The organism is Streptomyces sp. NBC_00019 (assembly GCF_045041015.1).
Lineage (GTDB): Bacteria > Actinomycetota > Actinomycetes > Streptomycetales > Streptomycetaceae > Streptomyces.
On sequence record NZ_CP108302.1, the window covers coordinates 9,282,496 to 9,300,378 of the forward strand.

The following is a 17,883-nucleotide window of genomic DNA, read 5'->3' on the forward strand; positions in this document are numbered from 1 at the left end:
CGTGGCTGAGGGGACCGGGCGGAGTCCGATGCCGGTACGGCAGCGCCCTTTCAGGGGCGCGGGGCTGTATCGGTATGCGGCTCCGCCGCGTGGGCGCGACAAGCCCCCACCGGCCCGCAGACGAGTCACCGCGCCTCCAGCGAAGTGCTGAGCAGCTGCGGCGCATCCGCATCCGTACCTGAGCCCGTACGGAAGTACGGCGAGCGCCGCACCCACCTGGCCCACGCGGCGGCCACGAAGCCCGACGCGATCATCGCCAGGGGAGTGCTGAGCAGGAACCAGCCGTTGTCCGCGCTGAGTTCGAAGTGATCGGTGGAGGTGTAGAAGGACCAGCCGAGATAGCCACCGAGGCCGAGCAGGACCAGCGCGCTCAGGGTGGGCAGCACCACGGCCCGGACGCCCTGCTTCCAGTCCTCGCGCAGCAGCGACCGGAAACGCACCGCCGCCGCGAGGGCCGTCAGGGCGTACGACAGGGCGACCACGATGCCGACCGCGCTCACCGTCGCCATGATCATGTCCGCGAGCCGTGGGATGACCAGGGCGAGGGCCGCGACCCCCGCCGCCAGGGCGCCAATCAGCACGGTCCCGGTGGCCGGAGTCCCGTAGCGGGAGCTGACCTTGGACCACACCGGGCCGAGCGTTCGGTCCCGGCTCATCGCGAACATCCCCCGGGCCGTCGGGATCACACCGGCCTGAAGCGAGGCCACCGCCGAGAACATGAGCGCCACCAGGGGCAGCGCGGCCAGCGGCTGCGAGGCGAGCCGGTCGCCGAAGTACGCCAGCCCCTCGGCGCCGTGACCCGCCAACTCCTGCTCGGACAGCACACGTTGGAAGGCGACCGAACCGAGCAGGAACAAGAACAGCATGGTCACCAGGGTGGTGAGGCCGGCGCGGGAGGCGTCCCGTGGGTCGCGCACCTCCTCCGACACGCTGAACGCGCTCTCGAAGCCCCAGTAGCAGAACACCGACAGCAGCATGCCCTGCGCCAGCGCCGTCGCCGACGGGATCGCGAACGGGTCGAACCAGCTCAGGCTGAAGGGGTGCGGGCCGGTGACGATGCCGTATCCGCAGAAGCCCAGCAGGACGACGTACTCGAAGACCAGCAGTCCGCCCTGCAGCCGGGCCGCGGTCCGCACCCCCGTGACGGCGGTCAGCGTGACCGCGACCAGGACGAACACGCCCAGCGCGGTCGTCTGTGCCGTCGACCCCGGGTCCAGGGCGAGGCCGCCCAGCCGGTGCAGTCCGGCGTCGCCCGCCAGCTGGATCAGGGCCGAGCCGGTGACGGCCGTGGTGTAGGCGAGGAAGGCCACCGTCGCCACGATGTTGACCCAGCCGACCATGAAGCCGAGCCAGGGGCTGAGCGAACGGCCCACCCACACATAGCCGTTGCCCGCGTTGGGCTCGACGCGGTTGAGCCGGGAGTAGGCGCCGGCGATGCCGAGGACCGGCAGGAACGCCAGCAGCATGATCGCCGGCAGGTGCAGTCCGACGACCCCGGCCGTGACGCCGAGCCCGATGCCGATGCTGGTGGTCGCGGCCGTGCTGGAGGCGGCGATGGCGACGCCGTCGAGGACGCCGAGGGACTTGCGCAGGGTGGGCCCTGTGGAGGGGGCGTGGTCGGGCATGGCCGGTTCTCCGCTCGCACCGGGGGGCCTGGCAGGCCCCGGTGAGCCGACATGAAACTGTCCCGGGGCTTAACAGGTCAACGGTGTTGTCATAAGGTGCGGTCACGAGCCGGCGACCACGGCCCACGGAGGCACCCATGAGCGACCGCGTCGTCCCGCCCGCAGCCCGGCGGCGCAGGCGCCCCACCAAACAGGGCGTCGTCCTGTCCGAGGAGCTGATCGTCGAGACGGCCCTCAGGCTGATCGAGGAGCACGGCGCCGACGCCCTCTCGGTGCGCCGCCTGGGCCACGCCCTCGGCGCCGACCCCAGCTCGCTGTACCGCTACTTCCGGCACACCGACGACCTGATGCTCGCCGTCGCCGACGAGCTCATCGGCCGGACCCTGCGCATCTGGCGCCCCACCGGCGACTGGCGCGCCGACCTGCGCGACCTCGGCCTGCGCATGCATGCCGGCGCGCTCGCCCACCCCCGCGCGGCGGTGCTCAGCTCGCACCGGGTCACCGGCCGCGGTCACGAGATCCAGGCCGTCGAGACCATCCTCGGCGTGCTCCGCGACGCGGGCTTCCCCGACGCCGACGCGGTGCGGATCTACCACGCCTTCGTCGACCAGGCCCTCGCCTTCGCCGCCCTCGACTCGGCGAGCACCGCGCTGCCGAAGCCGGCCCGGGACGCGGAAGTGACCGTGTGGCGCACGACGTACGCCAAGCTGCCCCCCGACACCCACCCGCACATCGCCGCGACCGCCCGCCACCTCGTGACCGACATGCCGCGCAGCTCCTACCCGGCCGCCCTGGACATGCTGCTGAGCGCGGCGGCGGCCCGACTTGCGGAGATCGGCAACTAGCGCGAGGCCCCTGACGCCACACTGAGTACATCCGTCAACACCGCCCCGACAGGAGAGCGTTCACCGATGACCAACCCGCCCGCACGCCCCGCCAAGCAGCGCAAGCAGGACACCCTGAACCGCCTGGAGCACGACGAGGACGTGTGGGTCGCCACCGCGAACGCCGACGGGGGAGTGCCGTTCCTCGTGCCGCTGTCCTTCCGCTGGGACGGCTCGACACTGCTCCTGGCCACCCCGGCCACCAGTCCCACCGGCCGGAACCTGAAGGCGACCGGCAGGACCCGCCTCGGCCTCGGGCCGACCCGGGACGTCGTGATGATCGAGGGCACGGTCGAGACGTTCACCCCCGCCGAGCTGGGCGAGGAGGAAGCCGACCGCTTCGCGGCCGCCACCGGCTTCGAGCCGCGTGAACTCGCCACGCCCTACCTGTACTTCCGGGTCCGGCCGACCAGGGTGCAGGCCTGGCGCGAGGCCAACGAGCTCGCCGGGCGCGAGCTGATGCGGGACGGGGAGTGGCTGGTCGCAGACTGAACCGGGCGGTTCGGGATATCCGGGAGGTGGAGGGCGGCGGGACAGGAACGTCCCGCGCCCCGAACCGTTCGGAGGAGACATGGCACTGGTCAAAGCAGGCCTCGTGGTGCTCGACTGCGCCGAACCGGAGAAGCTCGCCGGGTTCTACAAGGAGCTGCTGGAGGCCGAGGAGACCCACGAGAGCGCCAACCGCGTGGAGATCCTGGGCGCCGGGGGCACCCGGCTGGCGTTCCGCCGGGACATGAACGCGACGCCGCCGAGCTGGCCGCGCCCCGAGAACTCCCTCCAGGCCCACCTCGACTTCGTCGTCGAGGACCTGGACGAGGCCGAGCGCAGGGTCATCGGGCTCGGCGGGCGGCCCCTGGAGACGAAGGAGGCCTTCGGCCCGTTCGAGGAACGCGGGTACGCCGACCCGGCGGGACACTCCTTCACCCTGCGCTGTGTCCCGCCGACGGCGCCCAAACAAGGCTGACGTCAGTCCCGGCCGCCCTTGTCGTCGGTCGGCCAGACCCCGGTGGACCGCTCGATGGCCTTCGCGCCCGTGCGGTCCACCGCGCTGCGCACCACCGCGAAGATGGCGCCCTGCACGGCTGCGGCCAGCAGGATCTCCCCCCAGCCGCGATCCCGGTCCAGCGCGTCGGGAGCGTCGTCCTCGTGCCGTATCGCCTTCCATGTCTTCTGGAAGGCGAGCCCCGCCAGCGCCCCGCTCGACCAGCCCAGCGCGAACCCGACGGGCTTGTAGAAGAGAGGGAGCTTCAACTTCTTCTTCTTGGCCATGTACGTCTCCTGTGTCCGTGTCGGTCAGTGCTCGTCCGGCACCGGGTCCGGCGGTGTCCCGTCGCCGAACGGCCGGCCGCCCAGCTCCTCGCGGTGGTGCGCGGTCAGCCAGCCCTCCGGGTCCGGCCCGAGCGGCACGATGCCGGTCGGATTGATACCGGAGTGCACCTGGTAGTAGTGCCGTTTGATGTGGTCGAAGTCGACCGTGTCACCGAAGCCCGGCGTCTGGTAGAGGTCGCGGACGTAACCCCACAGCACCTGGTTCTCCGTCAGTTTCCAGCGGTTGCACTTGAAGTGGCCGTGGTAGACGGCGTCGAAGCGGACCAGCGTGGTGAACAGCCGGATGTCCGCCTCGGTGATCGTGTCGCCGACCAGATAGCGCTGCCGGGCCAGCCGCGGCGTCAGCAGCTCCAGGCGCCTGAAGACGCCCGCGCACGCCTCCTCGTACTCCTTCTGCTCGGTGGCGAAGCCCGCCCGGTACACACCGTTGTTGACGTCCTCGTAGACGTCCGCCATCACGGTGTCGATCTCGTCGCGCAACGCCCTCGGGTACAGGTCCGGGGCGCCGTCCCGGTGCAGGGCGGTCCACTCGGTGGCGAGGTCCAGGGTGATCTGCTGGTAGTCGTTGGTGACCAGTTTCCCGCTCGGCACGTCCACGATTGCGGGCACGCTCACCCCGCCCGGGTGGCCGGACTCGCGCCGGTCGTAGGCCTCGCTCAGATAGCGGATGCCGAGGACCGGGTCGCGGTCGTCCGGATCGAGGGTGAAGCGCCAGCTGCGGTCGTCCTGGATCGGGTCGGCGACGGCCAGTGACAAGGCGTTCTCCAGGCCGAGCAGCCGCCGCGACACAAGGGACCGGCTCGCCCACGGACACGCCCGGCTGACGACCAGCCGGTAGCGGCCCGCCTCCACGGGCCATCCGTCGCGGCCGTCCGCGGTGATGCGGTCGGTGAAATGGGCCTTGGACCGCTTGAACGTCTTGTTGCCGTACGCGCGGTTGCCGCTCATGCTGCCTCCTGCCTTGCGGGACTCTTCCCACCGCGTTCCCAGATTTCGGCGTGTGAGCCGCCCCGCCGGGGGCAGTCGGCGAAGGTGAGCGGGACATCCACCGAGAATTCCGAAACCAACGCGGACCGGCGGACACGGGTCACCGTCCTGGTCGCGCTCGTCGCCAACCTGGTGATCGCGGTCGCCAAGGCGGTCGGCGGCCTGATCGCGCACTCGCCGGCCCTGCTGTCGGAGGCGGCCCACTCCGTGGCCGACAGCCTCAACGAGGTCTTTCTCCTCGCCGCGCTGCGCCGCAGCCGCCGCCCCGCCGACCAGCGCCACCCCTTCGGCTACGGCAAGGAGCGCTACTTCTGGTCGCTGCTCGCCGCCGTCGGCATCTTCGTCATGGGCGGCTGCTTCTCCTTCTTCCAGGGCTTCGAGGCGCTGCGCGGCGGTGCCGAGGAGAAGCTCAGCGGATACGTCGCGGGCCTGATCGTGCTCGGCGTCGCCTTCCTCGCCGAGGGTGCCTCCCTGGTGCGGGCCCTGTACCAGATGCACCGGCAGGGAGGCACCGGGGACGGCCTGCGCGACCCGGCCCTGCGCACGGTGGTCGCCGAGGACGGCACGGCGGTGCTCGGCGTCACTCTCGCCATGGCGGGCATGGCGCTGCACATGATCACCGGGGAGGTCGTGTGGGAGGCGTCCGCGTCGCTGGCGATCGGGGCGCTGCTCGTCTTCGTCGCCTACCGGCTGGGCCGCGACGCACGCGACCAGCTGATCGGCGCCGCCGCCGACCCGGAGACCAGCGACCGGATCCGGTTGCTGCTGGCCGCGCAGCCCGAGATCGACAGCGTGGAGGCGCTGTTCACGATGCAGACGGGGCTGGAGTCCTGCCTGGTGGCCGCCCGGGTCGACCTGATGCCGGGCCTCGACAGCGAACGGGTCGAGGAGGTCGCCGTCCGTATCAAGCGGTCGGTCGCCGCCACCTTCCCCGAGACGGACCAGATCTTCCTGGACATCACCGACCGGCCCGCCCGGGAGGCACGAGAAAGCCCCGCCGCGACGGGGGAACGCGGCGGGGCCTGAGGCTCAGGTGCCCGGCGGGTGGAGCTTCATGCGTACCCGCCCAAGATTTTTATTCGAGGGCGGGTCGCACGTCCGGATCAGTCCGTGTCGGCCGGTTCGAGCACGAAGACCGGGATCTCCCGGTCCGTGTTCTTCTGGTAGTCGGCGTACGGCGGATAGGCCGCCACCGCGCGCTCCCACCACTCGGCCTTCTCGGCGCCGGTGACCTCGCGGGCGGTCATGTCCCGCTTCTCCGGCCCGTCCTGGAGCTCCACCCGGGGAACGGCCTTGACGTTGTGGTACCAGACCGGGTGCTTGGGTGCCCCGCCCAGTGAGGCGACGGCGGCGTACCGCCCGTCGTGCTCGACCCGCATCAGCGGAGTCTTGCGGATCTTGCCGCTCCTGGCGCCCAGGGTGGTCAGAATGATGACGGGCATTCCCGTGTTCTGCAGGGTGGTGCCCTTGGTGCCGCCGGAGCCTTCGTACAGCTCCACCTGCTCGCGCACCCACCCGGTAGGACTGGGCTCGTACTCGCCCTCGAGAGGCATGTCATCCGTCCCATCGTCGTCGTGTACTACGGCTTGCTGACTGACACCGTCATTCAACACCTGAGCCCCGAGGATTCATCCGTTCCGGAGGCTCGGGTTCGATCGGGCTCCATGACCTCGGAGGTAATCGCGCACGGCCGGTCCCCGCGGGCACAGTGAGACCTGGCCGAAGGAGAGGATCACCGATGACCACCACCGCCACGACGACCCGTGCCGTGATCGAGGAACTGCTGCGGCGCATCGGCGCGGATGACCCGGAGCGGATCGCCGAGCTCTACGCCGACCAGGGCGACTGGAAGCTGAACTGGCCGCAGGACGAGCACGGCCGCCCCGCCACCCCGTGGATCCGGCCCCGCTCCAGCCGGGCGGACGCCGCCGCCCACTACCGTGAACTGGCCGCCCATCATTTCCCGGATCAGGCGGCCACCGAGATCGAGCGCATCCTCGTCGACGGCACCGACGCGGTGGTTTTTGGCGAGATCAGGCAGACCGCCCGGGCGACGGGGCGTCCCTATCGCGCCAGGTTCGCCCTGCACCTGACCGTCGAGGACGGACTGATCGTCCGCCACCACGTCTACGAGGACAGCCTCGCCGTCGCCCGCGCCTTCGCGCCGTGACGGTCACGGCGGCAGCATCATTCGCACGGCCAGCCCCATGATCACGCCGCTCGACACCACGGCCGTCACCAGCCGCCCCCGTCTGCCGGTCAGCACCCTGCCGAGCAGCGCGCCGCCCCCGGCCAGCAGCAGCTGCCAGCTCGCGGACGCGAGGAAGGCCGCCACGACGAACACGCCCTGCTCCAGCGGGAGGACCGCGTCGGTGGTGCGGGTGCCGAGGACCAGGGCCGCGAAGTAGATCACGGTGATCGGGTTGAGCAGCGTGATCCCGAGCAGCGCCAGATACGCCCGCGCGGGGCTCGGGGGAGGCGGGTCGGTGCGCGTGGTGAGCCGACGGCCGCGGTACTGGCGTACGGCGACGACCGCACCCCACCCCGCCAACGCGAGCAGCAGCAGGGCGGAGGCCCAGCGCAGCGGCCCGAGCGCCGGTCGCAGGGCGGCGGCGAGGGCGGAGCCCCCGACGGTGGCCGCCAGGGCGTACAGCCCGTCGGCCGTCGCGACGCCGAGTGCGGCACAGACCCCGGTGCGCAGGGAGGTACGGGCGGTGAGGGAGACGAGATAGGTCGCGACCGCGCCGACGGGCACGGCGATGCCGTATCCCGCGAGCAGCCCCGCGACGAGCGCGGCGGTCACGACGTGGGAAGCGTCGGTCCCCACGGTCGGCCGGACTGCTGCTGGAACCGCACCGGACGAACGGCGGCGGTCAACGGCAGAAGGACATCGAAGGTGGACATGGCCGGATTCTGGGGGCGGCCGGGGGCCGGCGACAACCGAATTACGGGGGCGATCCCCGGCCAGATCGCGCATCCAGGGGATCTGGCCGAACTTGCCGTCCCATAACTAGATGCCCGGGGCATCCAATGAGAACAAGTACGAGGCACCCTTCGTCTGCGAGGTCTTCCATGACGGAAACGGAACCCGTCGCCTTCCCCCAGGACCGGACCTGCCCCTACCACCCGCCCGCCGCCTACGCCCCCTTGCGCGCCTCCCGCTCACTGACCCGGATCCGGCTCTACGACGGCCGTCCTGCCTGGTTGGTGACCGGACACGCACTCGCCCGCGACCTGCTCGCCGACCAGAGGCTGTCCACCGACCGCACCCACCCCGACTTCCCGGCCCCCACCGAACGCTTCGCGGCGGTCAAGGACCGGAAGGTCGCGCTGCTGGGCTACGACGATCCCGAGCACCACGCCCAGCGCCGCAGGATGATCCCCAGCTTCACGCTCAAACGCGCCGCGGGACTGCGCCCGCAGATCCAGCGGATCGTGGACGAGCGACTCGACGCGATGATCGAACAGGGGCCGCCGGCCGAGCTGGTGAGCGCCTTCGCGCTGCCCGTGCCCTCGACGGTGATCTGCGCCCTCCTCGGTGTCCCGTACGCCGATCACGACTTCTTCGAGGGACAGTCGAGCCGCCTGCTGCGCGGACCGACGGCCGCCGACACCCGGGACGCGCGCGACCGGCTGGACGCGTACTTCGAGGAGCTGATCGACCGCAAGCGGCGGGACCGCGAGCCCGGCGACGGTGTGCTGGACGAACTCGTCCACGAGGGCGCCGTGGACCGCGGGGAACTGATCGCCCTGGCGACCGTCCTGCTGGTCGCCGGACACGAGACCACCGCGAACATGATCTCGCTCGGCACCTACACCCTCCTCCAACACCCCGACCGGCTGGCCGAGTTGCGGGCCGATCCGACCCTCCTGCCCACCGCCGTGGAGGAGTTGATGCGACTGCTGTCCATCGCGGACGGACTGCTGCGGATGGCGGTCGAGGACATCGAACTGGACGGGGCGACGATCCGGTCCGGCGACGGCGTGGTGTTCTCGACCTCGGTCATCAACCGCGACGAGAACGTCTACCCCGCGCCGGACAGCCTCGACTGGCACCGTTCCACCCGCCATCACGTCGGGTTCGGCTTCGGCATCCACCAGTGCCTGGGGCAGAACCTGGCCCGCGCGGAGATGGAGATCGCCCTGCGCACCCTCCTGGAGCGGCTGCCCACGCTGCGCCTGGCCGCCCCGGCGGACGAGATCCCCTTCAAGCCCGGCGACACCGTCCAGGGGATGCTGGAACTCCCCGTGACCTGGTAAGAGGCTCCGCCCATGCACATCGACATCGACAAGGACGTCTGCATCGGGGCCGGCCAGTGCGCCCTGGCCGCCCCGGGCGTCTTCACCCAGGACGACGACGGCTTCAGCGAACTGCTGCCCGGCCGGGAGGACGGCGCCGGCGACCCGATGGTGCGCGAGGCGGCCAGGGCCTGCCCGGTCGGGGCCATCGCGACGTCCGACTGATCACCCGGAACGGGAGATCCCCGCGGAGACCGTCACGGCCGGGCGAGGTCCATCAGTGACCGGGCCGCCTCCCGGGCTTCCCCGGCCGGCCCGGTGCTCCGGGTGATGCCGGCCGTGACCATCGCCCCCTCGGCCAGCAGGAACAGCTGGCCGGCCAGGGCGTCCGGGAGCCCGGCGTCCGCCACGAGAGCGGCGAGGTAGGCGCGGAACGCCCCTTTGTGCGCCCGCACCTGGGCCGTCACCCGGCTCGACGTCGCGCCCAGTTCGCCGTAGGAATTGATCCACGCGCATCCGCGGAACCCGTCCTCCCCGAACCACCGCTCCAGCCAGTCGAAGACGGCGAGGATCCGCCCCCGGGGGTCCTCGCCGCTCTCCACGTACTGCGCGAGCCGCCCACGCCACCGCACGTCACGGCGTTCCAGATACGCCTCCACCAACTGCTCCTTCGCGGGGAAGAGTTGGTAGAGCCGCTTGAGCGAGACCCCCGACGTGCCGCGGATGTCGTCCATGCCGACGGACTGGATGCCCCGGCCGTAGAACAGCTCCTCGGCGGCGTCCAGTGCCTGCTCCCGGGCGGTCGCGCTGTCCATGCCGGGTCACTCCTTGACGTGAGAACGTGCGTTCTCCTACGGTAGCAGCCAGGCGGGAGAACGCACGTTCTCCCTTTCCGGCCACGGAGGATGACATGACCGACCGTCCACCCCTGCCGCCCTTCACCCGCGAGAGCGCAGCTCAGAAGGTGCAGGCCGCCGAGGACGCCTGGAACACCCGCGACCCGCACAAGGTGGCGCTCGCGTACTCCGAGGACTCGGTGTGGCGCAACCGCGACACCTTCGTCACCGGCCGCGCCGAGATCGTCGAGTTCCTCACCGCGAAGTGGGCGCGCGAGGAGGAGTACGCACTGCGCAAGGACCTGTGGGCCTTCGACGGCAACCGCATCGCCGTCCGCTTCCAGTACGAGTGCCGGGACGCCGACGGCCAGTGGTGGCGCGCGTACGGCAACGAGCTCTGGGAGTTCGACGAGCACGGGCTGATGACCCGGCGCGAGGCCAGCATCAACGACGTACCGATCGAGGAGAAGGAGCGCCGCGTCCTCGGCCCGCGGCCCGAGACCGAGCGCGGTGCGACCTTCCCGCTTCAGTAGGGTCGGCGGGTGACCGAACAGGCCGGAAAACCCTTCCTCTACGTCGTCGTCTGCGCCGCCGGGATCGCCGCGGGCGTCGGCGAACTCATCAGCGCTGCCCAGGAAGAGGGCTGGGAGGTCGGAGTCATCGCCACGCCCGTCGCGATGAACGGCTTCTTCGACACCGCCGCCGTCGAGGCCCGGACCGGCCGTCCGATCCGCTCCGCCTGGCGCAGCCCCGCCGACCCGCGCCCCTTCCCGCCGCCGGACGCCGTGGTGGTCGCGCCCGCCACCTTCAACACCGTCAACAAATGGGCGGCCGGCCTGGGCGACACCCTCGCCGTGGGCACCCTGTGCGAGGCGTCGGGCCTCGGTGTCCCCATCGCCGTACTGCCGTGTGTGGCCGACGCGTTGGCCGCCCATCCCGCCTACCAGGACAGCCTGATACGGCTGCGGGGGATGGGGGTGCGGTTCGGTCCGCCCTTCGCGGGGGAGCCGGGGGCCGAGTTCCCGTGGGAGCAGGCGCTGGACCTGCTCAGACGGTGAGCTGCCAAGGGGTGCCGATGGGCAGCCAGTGCACCTGCGGGCCCTCGGCAAGCAGCTTCTCCGCGGTCCGCCGGCCCTCCTGGAAGTGCGACCAGCCCTCGTAGTGGACGGGCAGCACGGTGCGGGGGCGCAGCAGGCCGCACAGCTCCACCGCCCGGGCCGCGGTCATCGTGCAGCGGACCGGTCCGGTCACCGGGAAACGCACACCACCCAGGTGCAGCAGGGCGGTCCCGACGTCCACCCGGCGGGCGACCTCGCGCACCCCGTCGTAGAGGACCGTGTCGCCCGAGATCCACAGCGCGCCGTGCTCCTGCCCCTGCCAGCTCAGCGCGAAGCCGGTCACCTCCGATCAGGGTCACGTCCCGCAGATCGAGGGTGTCGATCAGGGTGGCGAGGTCGTCGGCGTAGGTGTTCATCTCGTTGCCGGTCCACGTCTGCGTGGACCGGCCGTGCCCGCGCCGGTCGTGGGCGATGACACGGAACCCGTGGGAAGCCAGGGTTCTGGTGAAGTCCCGTCATTCAACCAATTACGGACGAGCCGTGTCCCGGGAACGGTTGACACCTTGGGCCCCGCGCGCACCTCACGCCGTACGCTCCCCTTCATGACCATCCGGAAGGCGGGAGCAGCAACGATGCAGTACGTGAAGCTCGGTTCGACCGGCCTGGACGTGTCGCGGATCTGTCTGGGGTGCATGACCTACGGCCTGCCCGACCGAGGCGTCCACGAGTGGACCCTCGACGAGGAGGCGTCGAGGCCGCTGATCCGCCAGGCGCTGGACGCCGGCATCAACTTCTTCGACACGGCCAACGTGTACTCCGACGGCACCAGCGAGGAGATCGTCGGCAGGGCGCTGAGGGACTTCGCGAACCGTGACGAGATCGTCCTGGCGACCAAGGTGAACGGCCGGATGCGGACCGGGCCGAACGGCGCCGGACTGTCCCGGAAGGCGATCATGGCGGAGATCGACCACAGTCTCAGCCGTCTCGGCACCGACTACGTCGACCTCTACCAGATCCACCGCTACGACCCCCACACCCCCGTCGAGGAGACGATGGAGGCCCTCCACGACCTGGTCAAGGCGGGCAAGGTGCGCTACATCGGGGCGAGTTCGATGTACGCCTGGCAGTTCTCCAAGATGCAGTACACGGCCGAGCGGCACGGCTGGACCAAGTTCGCGTCCATGCAGAACCACTACAACCTCCTCTACCGCGAGGAGGAGCGCGAGATGCTGCCCCTGTGCGCGGACCAGGGCGTGAGCGCACTGCCCTGGAGCCCCCTCGCCCGCGGCCGGCTGACCCGCGACTGGGGCACCGTCACCGAACGCAGCGCGGGCGACAACTTCGGCGGCCGCCTCTACCTGGAGAGCGACCGCACCATCGTCGAGGCGGTCACCCGCATCGCGGCCGACCGCGGCGTCCCCCGCGCCCAGGTGGCCCTCTCCTGGCTACTGCACCAGAACACGGTGGCGGCACCGATCGTGGGAGCCGCCAAACCGCACCACATCGAGGACGCGGTGGCGGCGGTGGAACTGGAACTGAGCGAAAAGGAGATAGAGGAACTGGAGCAGCCGTACACGGCACGTCCAATCTCCGGCCACTGAACATGCCTCAGGGGCACGGGGAACTGCGCGACCAGCCCCCACGACCCGCAGCCGCGAGACGACCTAGTGCGGCCCCTGCGGTGCGAACTCCGTACCGCACGGGCCCGCACCCTCACTCTCGGCCAGAGCGACGCGGTCACCCCGCATCGACACCGTCCGGTAGTACTCCCCGATCCGCTCGGCCGACCGCCCCACGTAATGACCGATGAAGGACCGCCGAAAACGCCCGTCACTGCGATTCGGCTGCGACCCGTGCACCAGGCTCCCGTTGAAGAACAGGACATCCCCCGGCGCCATGTCGACCGGCACCGTCGCCAGCCCCGCCGGCGGCGGCACGTACTCCCGCGCGAACGACACCCCCTCGTCCGCCTCTTCGGGGCAGAACAGGTCCATCCGGTGCGTGCCGGGCACGACTTCGAGCCCCCCGTTCTCCCGGTCGATCACATCGCATGCCACCCACGCCGCGACACACGTCCCCGGCTCGACCCGCAGGTAGAAGTTGTCCTGGTGCAGCGCCTGCCCCCGGGCCCCTGGCGGCTTGAAGTAGAACATGCTCTGCGCGGCCAGCACCTCCTCGTCGAACAGCGTCTCCAGCACCTCCCGCAACCGCGCGTCGAGCAGCACGTCCCGGGCGCGCGCGTTGATCTCGTGCGGCTGCATCACGCGCGGGTACACACCCAACGGGTCCGCGCCGCCCCGCGGCTCGAAGTGCCCCGGCACCGCCCCGGCCGCGTGCAGCGCCGCGAACTCCCCGCACAGCCGGTCGATCTCGTCGTATCCGAACAATCCCCGTACGACGGTGAACCCGTCCTCCTGGAACCGCCGCAGCCCGGCCTCGGTCAGGACGGGGGTGCTGCCTGTGACTGTCATGCGTCCACTCCTCGCTCGGGTGTCCTTCGCATGTCACGCTAGGCCGGCCCACATCCCGGAAGGATGCCCGTGACCGCCGACGGACTGCCTGAGGCTGCTGCGCGGGACGTCCCCGCGCCGCCGCCGGGCCTCGTGATGCTCGGCCGTTTCGACGAGGCGCGGGGCTATGACATCAACCGGCCGCGGGGGTCGGCGAGTTGGCTGTTCACCTGGACCACGGGAGGCCAGGGAAGGCTTCGGCAGGGCACGACCACCGCCCGGGCCGCCGCCGGGGACCTGGTCGTGCTCGCGCCGGGTGTCCCGCACCGCTATGGCGTCGGACCGGATGCGCGGCACTGGCGGTTCTGGTGGGTGCACTGCCAGGCCCGGCCGTCGTGGCTGCCCTGGCTGAGCCCGTACGGCACCGGCGACGGGGTGTACGTCGTCACCTCGACCCCGGCCACGCCGCGGGACCGGGTCGAGGCGGCGTTCCGCCGGATGCTCGTCGACGCCCGCCCGCCGGGTGCGGAGGAGCCGGCGGCCGTCCCGGACGACCGGATCGCCGTGGCGCACGACACCGCCGCCCGTGAGCTCGCCCTGTGCGCTCTGGAGGAGGTCGTCCTGCTCATGGCCGCCGGCGCGCGCGAGCCGTCGCCCCGACCCGGCCTCGACCCCCGTGTCCGCCGGGTCCAGGAGCTCCTCGCCGCAGACCCGGGCGCCGCGCACACCGTGGACTCGCTCGCCGCGCACGTCTCGCTGTCGCCCTCCAGACTGGCGCATCTGTTCACCCGACAGGTCGGTGAGTCCCCGATGCGAGCGCTGCGCGAGGCACGGCTGCGGCACGCCGCGCGGCTCCTTGAAGGCACCGGCCTGTCTGTCGAACGGGTCGCGGCGGCATCGGGCTTCGTGAGCCCCTACCATTTCCACCGGGTCTTCCGGGAGCGATTCGGTATGACGCCCGGCGTGTACCGGGCGGGTGGCCCAATGGTTGGAGCGTGACGTGCGTAGACCGGTCGTACGCGGGGTGGAGTGGCCGTTCAATGGTTTGGGGTCGACGCCTGGTGAAAATCGTTCTCCATAAGGGTGTCGATAAGGCGTCATGGATTGGCTCCGGGTATTGACGAGCCGTCAATAGGGCTGGCTGCGCACGCAATGCACAAAACTGAATGATCTCTTGTTACATCTCGCTGACCTGTGCAAAGGTTATGCCTTGTCGGCGTGCAGACATTAGAATCCGCGCGCCTTGACCGCTCCCGTACGTCCCCCACGCTTCACAAGAGCTGTCGTCGTCGGGACCGCATACCCCTTGGTATGGACTTTGCTTTGTATGCCCCCGAGAGGAATGCAGCCGTGAATGCCGACGCCACGGACGAACAACTCAGCGCTGAGCTGAAGAAGTGGACCGGGGCCGCGCCCGCGCTCCATCCCGTCGGTGAACTCCTCGACCGCCACTGGGAGGCGGCCTTCGCCTATGCCCGGCTGTGCACCGACAGCGCGCGTTCCGCCGGAATGCTCACGACCGCGGCTTTCACCAGGCTCTTCGGTGAAACCCTGCGTCAGAACGGGCCGACGGCCGCCTGGCGTCCCCAACTGCTCGTCACCGTGCGCCGGATCGCCGCGGAGTGGGACGGCGACCGCAGACGGGAACAGCTCCACCCCGAGCTGCGCTCCGGGACCGAGGACGGGGACCGCGCCGCGGCCCGTCTGCTGCCGCCCGCGGAGCGCCGACTGCTGTCCGGCGCGTTCCAGCGGCTGCCCCAGTCGGCCCGCTGCCTGCTGTGGCACAGCGAGGTCGAGGCCGAGCCGCTGTCCGTTCCGGCCTCCCTGCTGGGACTGGACGAGGAGGACGCCGGCGTCGAACTGCGCCGGGCCCAGGAGCGGTTGCGCGAGGAGTGCCTCCATGTGCACCGCGAACTCGCCCCGGAGCAGGAGTGCCGCAGCTACGTCAGGATGCTGGACGTCACCTACCGGCGCGGTGGCGTCGACGTCGACCCCGATCTGCGCGCACACCTGGACCGCTGCAAGCACTGCCGCGACACCGCCGACCAGCTCCAGCAGTTCAACGACGGCCTCGGTGTCGCCCTGGCGGAAGCGGTGCTCGGGTGGGGCGGCCGCGCTTACGCGGAATCCCGCAGCGCGGTGCAGGAGGAGCCGGCTCAGGCGCCTGAGCGGCCGCAGGCCCCGCCTGCGGCAGTCCCGGGCGAGTCCTTCTTCGACGTGACCCCCGCCGCCCCCGGCATGGCACGCACGGCCCGCGCGGCCCGCGGAGCCTGCCCCTCGCGCACGGCACGCAAGGAAGCCCGCCGCGCCGCCGCCCGGCGCCGCAACATCGCCGCCGCGGTCCTCACCGTCAGCGGGCTGGTCGTCCTGCCCCTGGTCCTGTGGTCGGTCCTCAGCGGCGGCGACGACACCACCTCGGCCGGCGGCACCCAGGCCTCCGAGACGCCGGGCAACGGAGCGGGCAAGTCCTCCTCCGACTCCTCGTGGGTCGGCTCCGGCAAGGACGTGGAGGGCACACTGCGCGGCCGGCTGCACAACGTCGACTCCGGCCTCTGCATCGGCGTCGTCGGCAAGAAGGCCGTCGAGGACGCGGAGACCGAGGTCACCAAGTGCTCCTCGAAGACCGACCAGCAGTGGACGTACGAGGCGGACGGAACGCTGAGCAGCGTCGCGGACCCGGACCTGTGCCTGGACTCCCACCTCGGCTACTCGGTGCGGCTGGCTCCGTGCACCGGCGCCGGCAAGGCGGAGTCCAAGAACATCCGCTACGACTTCACCCTCCAGGGCAACCTGGTGCCGCGCTGGGACCAGGACCTGGCCCTGACACCCGCCGCCACCGACGGCACGGGCGCTGTGGTCCTGAAGTCCCGTGCCGACATCGCCGTCCAGCGCTGGGTGTTCGACACCTCCAAGACCGACCCCCAGATGGAGGTGGTCAACTGGGACGCGCAGAGCGACACCGCGTGGAAGACACCCGTCGCGCCCCCCACCCCCACGCCCGCACCGACGAAGAAGAAGGCCTCACCCACGCCGTCCCCGAGCCCGTCGACCGCTGAGCCGACCCCGACGAGCTCGTACCCCAGCGGCATGCCCTGCTACGGGTACTACTGCTCCTGGGACGGCCAGTACGGCAGCGGATACGGCGGCGGCTACGGCTACGGCTACGGGGGATACGGCGGGTACGGCGGCCGGCGCTGACCGCCCGGCTCACACCCCGACGACCTGGAGCGACGCCCACAGTGCCAGCGTGGCCGGCACCAGCGCGGCCGGGACGGCGAGCAGACCGAGCCGGGTGAACTCCCCGAGTTCGACCTCGTGCCCGTGCCGCTGCACGATCCGCCGCCACAGCAGGGTGGCGAGCGATCCGGCGTACGTCAGGTTCGGGCCGATGTTCACCCCGATCAGCACCGCGAGCACCGCCCCGGGACCGTCCGTGGCGGTCAGCGGAAGCAGGACCAGCACCGCGGGCAGGTTGTTGATCAGGTTCGCCAGGACGGCGGCCAGCGCGGCGATCCCGAGCAGCGCCACCAGTCCCGAGCCCTCGGGCAGGACGTGCCGCAGCGCGTCGGCGAGTCCGTCGTCGACGACCGCGCGCACGACGACGCCGAGCGCCAGCACGAACGCCAGGAACCCCGGAGCGGCGGACCGCACCACGGTGAGCGGGGTGGCCTGGCGGCGTACGAGCGCACGCCCCGCCAGCACCAGCGCGCCCACGAGGGCCACCCACGCCGGCTCGATGCCGGCCGCGGACGCCACGACGAACCCCGCCAGCGTGCAGCCCACGGTGACGAGCGCGAACACCGGCAGCTCGGGCGTCTCAGCGGTGTCGGACCGGGCCACGGAGGCTGTGAGGTCGTCCTCGAAGAAGCGCCGGAACAGCAGGTACTCGGCGCCGATCGCGACCAGCCAGGGCAGCGCCATCAGCGCCGCGAACCGGGTGAAACTCAGCCCGCTCGCCGCGAACGCCAGCAGGTTGGTCAGGTTGGACACCGGCAGCAGCAGCGACGCCGTGTTCGACAGGTGCGCGCAGGCATAGAGGTGCGGCTTGGCCCGGACGCCGCTGCGGGCCGCGGTGGCCAGCACGACCGGCGTCAGCAGCACCACCGTGGCGTCCAGGCTGAGCACGGCCGTGATCGCCGAAGCCAGTGCGAACACCGCGGTCAGCAGCCGGCCGGGGCGGCCCGCGGAGCGGCGGGCCATCCATGCCCCGCAGGCCCGGAAGAGTCCCTCGACATCGCAGAAGTGGGCGAGGACCAACACCGCGGCCAGGAAGCCGACCACCGGTCCGAGCCGCTCGACCTCCGCCCACGCATGGTCCGGGGAGATCACCCCGGTCGCGATCACCAGCCCCGCCGCCGGGACCGCGAGCACCGCCTCCGGCAGGCCCTTGGGGCGGACGACGGCCCAGGCGAGTACGGCGACGAGCAGGGCTATGGACAGGGTTTCGGCGAGCGGGGTGTTCAGGGGTGTTCCTT

Annotated in this window: 21 protein-coding genes and 1 pseudogene; 12 read left to right on the forward strand and 10 right to left on the reverse strand. The window is 71.2% G+C overall.

The annotated features are described in order from the left end of the window. Positions 1-125: 125 nt before the first annotated feature. Positions 126-1,625, reverse strand: a complete 1,500-nt coding sequence (locus OHU89_RS43060; RefSeq protein ID WP_405650748.1) for an APC family permease — start codon at positions 1,623-1,625, stop codon at positions 126-128. 137 nt (positions 1,626-1,762) lie between these two features. Here OHU89_RS43060 and OHU89_RS43065 point away from each other — a divergent pair, with 137 nt between their 5' ends. The 3 genes from OHU89_RS43065 to OHU89_RS43075 all read left to right on the forward strand — a co-directional run bounded on the left by OHU89_RS43065 (position 1,763) and on the right by OHU89_RS43075 (position 3,473). Beyond that, positions 1,763-2,470 carry a TetR/AcrR family transcriptional regulator gene (locus OHU89_RS43065; protein WP_405650750.1) on the forward strand — a complete coding sequence of 236 codons (708 nt, stop codon included), beginning with the start codon at positions 1,763-1,765 and terminating at the stop codon, positions 2,468-2,470. 66 nt (positions 2,471-2,536) lie between these two features. Further along, positions 2,537-3,001 carry a pyridoxamine 5'-phosphate oxidase family protein gene (locus OHU89_RS43070; RefSeq protein ID WP_266884694.1) on the forward strand — a complete coding sequence of 155 codons (465 nt, stop codon included), beginning with the start codon at positions 2,537-2,539 and terminating at the stop codon, positions 2,999-3,001. 79 nt (positions 3,002-3,080) lie between these two features. After that, entirely contained in the window at positions 3,081-3,473 is a 393-nt protein-coding gene (locus OHU89_RS43075) for a VOC family protein (protein WP_405650752.1), read from the forward strand. 2 nt (positions 3,474-3,475) lie between these two features. On the opposite strand, the gene OHU89_RS43080 is transcribed toward OHU89_RS43075, so the two are convergent. Both OHU89_RS43080 and OHU89_RS43085 read right to left on the reverse strand, forming a co-directional pair. After that, positions 3,476-3,778 carry a DUF4235 domain-containing protein gene (locus tag OHU89_RS43080; RefSeq protein WP_266884690.1) on the reverse strand — a complete coding sequence of 101 codons (303 nt, stop codon included), beginning with the start codon at positions 3,776-3,778 and terminating at the stop codon, positions 3,476-3,478. A gap of 24 nt (positions 3,779-3,802) precedes the next feature. After that, a complete protein-coding gene (locus OHU89_RS43085) occupies positions 3,803-4,786 on the reverse strand; it encodes a glutathione S-transferase family protein (protein WP_405650755.1) in 984 nt (327 codons plus the stop codon). Positions 4,787-4,870: 84 nt separating this feature from the next. Between OHU89_RS43085 and OHU89_RS43090 the strand changes: the two genes are divergently transcribed. Beyond that, complete coding sequence (locus OHU89_RS43090) at positions 4,871-5,851, forward strand: cation diffusion facilitator family transporter (protein ID WP_405650757.1); 981 nt, start codon at positions 4,871-4,873, stop codon at positions 5,849-5,851. 77 nt (positions 5,852-5,928) lie between these two features. On the opposite strand, the gene OHU89_RS43095 is transcribed toward OHU89_RS43090, so the two are convergent. Beyond that, on the reverse strand, positions 5,929-6,378 hold the full coding sequence (locus tag OHU89_RS43095) for a nitroreductase family deazaflavin-dependent oxidoreductase (RefSeq protein ID WP_266884684.1): 450 nt from the start codon (positions 6,376-6,378) through the stop codon (positions 5,929-5,931). Positions 6,379-6,563: 185 nt separating this feature from the next. On the opposite strand from OHU89_RS43095, the gene OHU89_RS43100 reads away from it, so the two are divergent. Then, entirely contained in the window at positions 6,564-6,995 is a 432-nt protein-coding gene (locus OHU89_RS43100; protein WP_405650760.1) for a nuclear transport factor 2 family protein, read from the forward strand. A gap of 3 nt (positions 6,996-6,998) precedes the next feature. On the opposite strand, the gene OHU89_RS43105 is transcribed toward OHU89_RS43100, so the two are convergent. Continuing rightward, the gene (locus tag OHU89_RS43105; protein ID WP_405654900.1) at positions 6,999-7,628 is read right to left on the reverse strand and encodes a LysE family transporter; all 630 of its coding nucleotides are present in this window, start codon (positions 7,626-7,628) and stop codon (positions 6,999-7,001) included. A gap of 269 nt (positions 7,629-7,897) precedes the next feature. Between OHU89_RS43105 and OHU89_RS43110 the strand changes: the two genes are divergently transcribed. Both OHU89_RS43110 and OHU89_RS43115 read left to right on the forward strand, forming a co-directional pair. Next, entirely contained in the window at positions 7,898-9,085 is a 1,188-nt protein-coding gene (locus OHU89_RS43110; protein WP_405650763.1) for a cytochrome P450, read from the forward strand. A gap of 12 nt (positions 9,086-9,097) precedes the next feature. Next, positions 9,098-9,289: a ferredoxin gene (locus tag OHU89_RS43115; RefSeq protein WP_405650765.1), complete on the forward strand. Its 192-nt coding sequence runs from the start codon at positions 9,098-9,100 to the stop codon at positions 9,287-9,289. Positions 9,290-9,321: 32 nt separating this feature from the next. Here OHU89_RS43115 and OHU89_RS43120 read toward each other — a convergent pair whose 3' ends face one another. Continuing rightward, positions 9,322-9,879, reverse strand: a complete 558-nt coding sequence (locus OHU89_RS43120) for a TetR/AcrR family transcriptional regulator (RefSeq protein WP_405650767.1) — start codon at positions 9,877-9,879, stop codon at positions 9,322-9,324. Between the two features lie 95 nt (positions 9,880-9,974). On the opposite strand from OHU89_RS43120, the gene OHU89_RS43125 reads away from it, so the two are divergent. Continuing rightward, positions 9,975-10,433: a DUF1348 family protein gene (locus tag OHU89_RS43125; RefSeq protein WP_405650770.1), complete on the forward strand. Its 459-nt coding sequence runs from the start codon at positions 9,975-9,977 to the stop codon at positions 10,431-10,433. Between the two features lie 9 nt (positions 10,434-10,442). Further along, positions 10,443-10,958: a flavoprotein gene (locus OHU89_RS43130; protein WP_405650772.1), complete on the forward strand. Its 516-nt coding sequence runs from the start codon at positions 10,443-10,445 to the stop codon at positions 10,956-10,958. On the opposite strand, the gene OHU89_RS43135 is transcribed toward OHU89_RS43130, so the two are convergent. Then, positions 10,948-11,301, reverse strand: a complete 354-nt coding sequence (locus OHU89_RS43135) for an MBL fold metallo-hydrolase (protein WP_405650774.1) — start codon at positions 11,299-11,301, stop codon at positions 10,948-10,950. The two genes, OHU89_RS43130 and OHU89_RS43135, sit on opposite strands and share 11 nt — an antisense overlap. Before the next feature lie 37 nt (positions 11,302-11,338). Next, positions 11,339-11,458: pseudogene (locus OHU89_RS43140) on the reverse strand (alpha/beta fold hydrolase); the annotation flags it as partial. Positions 11,459-11,590: 132 nt separating this feature from the next. On the opposite strand from OHU89_RS43140, the gene OHU89_RS43145 reads away from it, so the two are divergent. Then, a complete protein-coding gene (locus tag OHU89_RS43145; protein WP_405654902.1) occupies positions 11,591-12,559 on the forward strand; it encodes an aldo/keto reductase in 969 nt (322 codons plus the stop codon). 63 nt (positions 12,560-12,622) lie between these two features. Here the strand turns inward: OHU89_RS43145 and OHU89_RS43150 are convergent, their stop codons facing one another. Beyond that, positions 12,623-13,429, reverse strand: coding sequence for a phytanoyl-CoA dioxygenase family protein (locus OHU89_RS43150; protein WP_405650776.1), 807 nt, complete (start codon positions 13,427-13,429; stop codon positions 12,623-12,625). A 63-nt stretch (positions 13,430-13,492) separates the two neighbouring features. On the opposite strand from OHU89_RS43150, the gene OHU89_RS43155 reads away from it, so the two are divergent. Both OHU89_RS43155 and OHU89_RS43160 read left to right on the forward strand, forming a co-directional pair. Next, entirely contained in the window at positions 13,493-14,407 is a 915-nt protein-coding gene (locus tag OHU89_RS43155; protein WP_405650778.1) for a helix-turn-helix domain-containing protein, read from the forward strand. Positions 14,408-14,719: 312 nt separating this feature from the next. Then, positions 14,720-16,606, forward strand: a complete 1,887-nt coding sequence (locus tag OHU89_RS43160; RefSeq protein WP_405650781.1) for a ricin-type beta-trefoil lectin domain protein — start codon at positions 14,720-14,722, stop codon at positions 16,604-16,606. A 9-nt stretch (positions 16,607-16,615) separates the two neighbouring features. On the opposite strand, the gene OHU89_RS43165 is transcribed toward OHU89_RS43160, so the two are convergent. Next, positions 16,616-17,872: an arsenic transporter gene (locus tag OHU89_RS43165; protein ID WP_405654904.1), complete on the reverse strand. Its 1,257-nt coding sequence runs from the start codon at positions 17,870-17,872 to the stop codon at positions 16,616-16,618. Positions 17,873-17,883: the final 11 nt, after the last annotated feature.

Coding starts and splice junctions, on each gene's coding strand:
- OHU89_RS43060 (WP_405650748.1), bottom strand. CDS start 1,625: ATGCCCGACCACGCCCCCTCCACAGGGCCCACCCTGCGCAAGTCCCTC.
- OHU89_RS43145 (WP_405654902.1), top strand. CDS start 11,591: ATGCAGTACGTGAAGCTCGGTTCGACCGGCCTGGACGTGTCGCGGATC.
- OHU89_RS43075 (WP_405650752.1), top strand. CDS start 3,081: ATGGCACTGGTCAAAGCAGGCCTCGTGGTGCTCGACTGCGCCGAACCG.
- OHU89_RS43085 (WP_405650755.1), bottom strand. CDS start 4,786: ATGAGCGGCAACCGCGCGTACGGCAACAAGACGTTCAAGCGGTCCAAG.
- OHU89_RS43155 (WP_405650778.1), top strand. CDS start 13,493: ATGCCCGTGACCGCCGACGGACTGCCTGAGGCTGCTGCGCGGGACGTC.
- OHU89_RS43160 (WP_405650781.1), top strand. CDS start 14,720: ATGGACTTTGCTTTGTATGCCCCCGAGAGGAATGCAGCCGTGAATGCC.
- OHU89_RS43110 (WP_405650763.1), top strand. CDS start 7,898: ATGACGGAAACGGAACCCGTCGCCTTCCCCCAGGACCGGACCTGCCCC.
- OHU89_RS43065 (WP_405650750.1), top strand. CDS start 1,763: ATGAGCGACCGCGTCGTCCCGCCCGCAGCCCGGCGGCGCAGGCGCCCC.
- OHU89_RS43115 (WP_405650765.1), top strand. CDS start 9,098: ATGCACATCGACATCGACAAGGACGTCTGCATCGGGGCCGGCCAGTGC.
- OHU89_RS43070 (WP_266884694.1), top strand. CDS start 2,537: ATGACCAACCCGCCCGCACGCCCCGCCAAGCAGCGCAAGCAGGACACC.
- OHU89_RS43100 (WP_405650760.1), top strand. CDS start 6,564: ATGACCACCACCGCCACGACGACCCGTGCCGTGATCGAGGAACTGCTG.
- OHU89_RS43150 (WP_405650776.1), bottom strand. CDS start 13,429: ATGACAGTCACAGGCAGCACCCCCGTCCTGACCGAGGCCGGGCTGCGG.
- OHU89_RS43120 (WP_405650767.1), bottom strand. CDS start 9,879: ATGGACAGCGCGACCGCCCGGGAGCAGGCACTGGACGCCGCCGAGGAG.
- OHU89_RS43095 (WP_266884684.1), bottom strand. CDS start 6,378: ATGCCTCTCGAGGGCGAGTACGAGCCCAGTCCTACCGGGTGGGTGCGC.
- OHU89_RS43125 (WP_405650770.1), top strand. CDS start 9,975: ATGACCGACCGTCCACCCCTGCCGCCCTTCACCCGCGAGAGCGCAGCT.
- OHU89_RS43080 (WP_266884690.1), bottom strand. CDS start 3,778: ATGGCCAAGAAGAAGAAGTTGAAGCTCCCTCTCTTCTACAAGCCCGTC.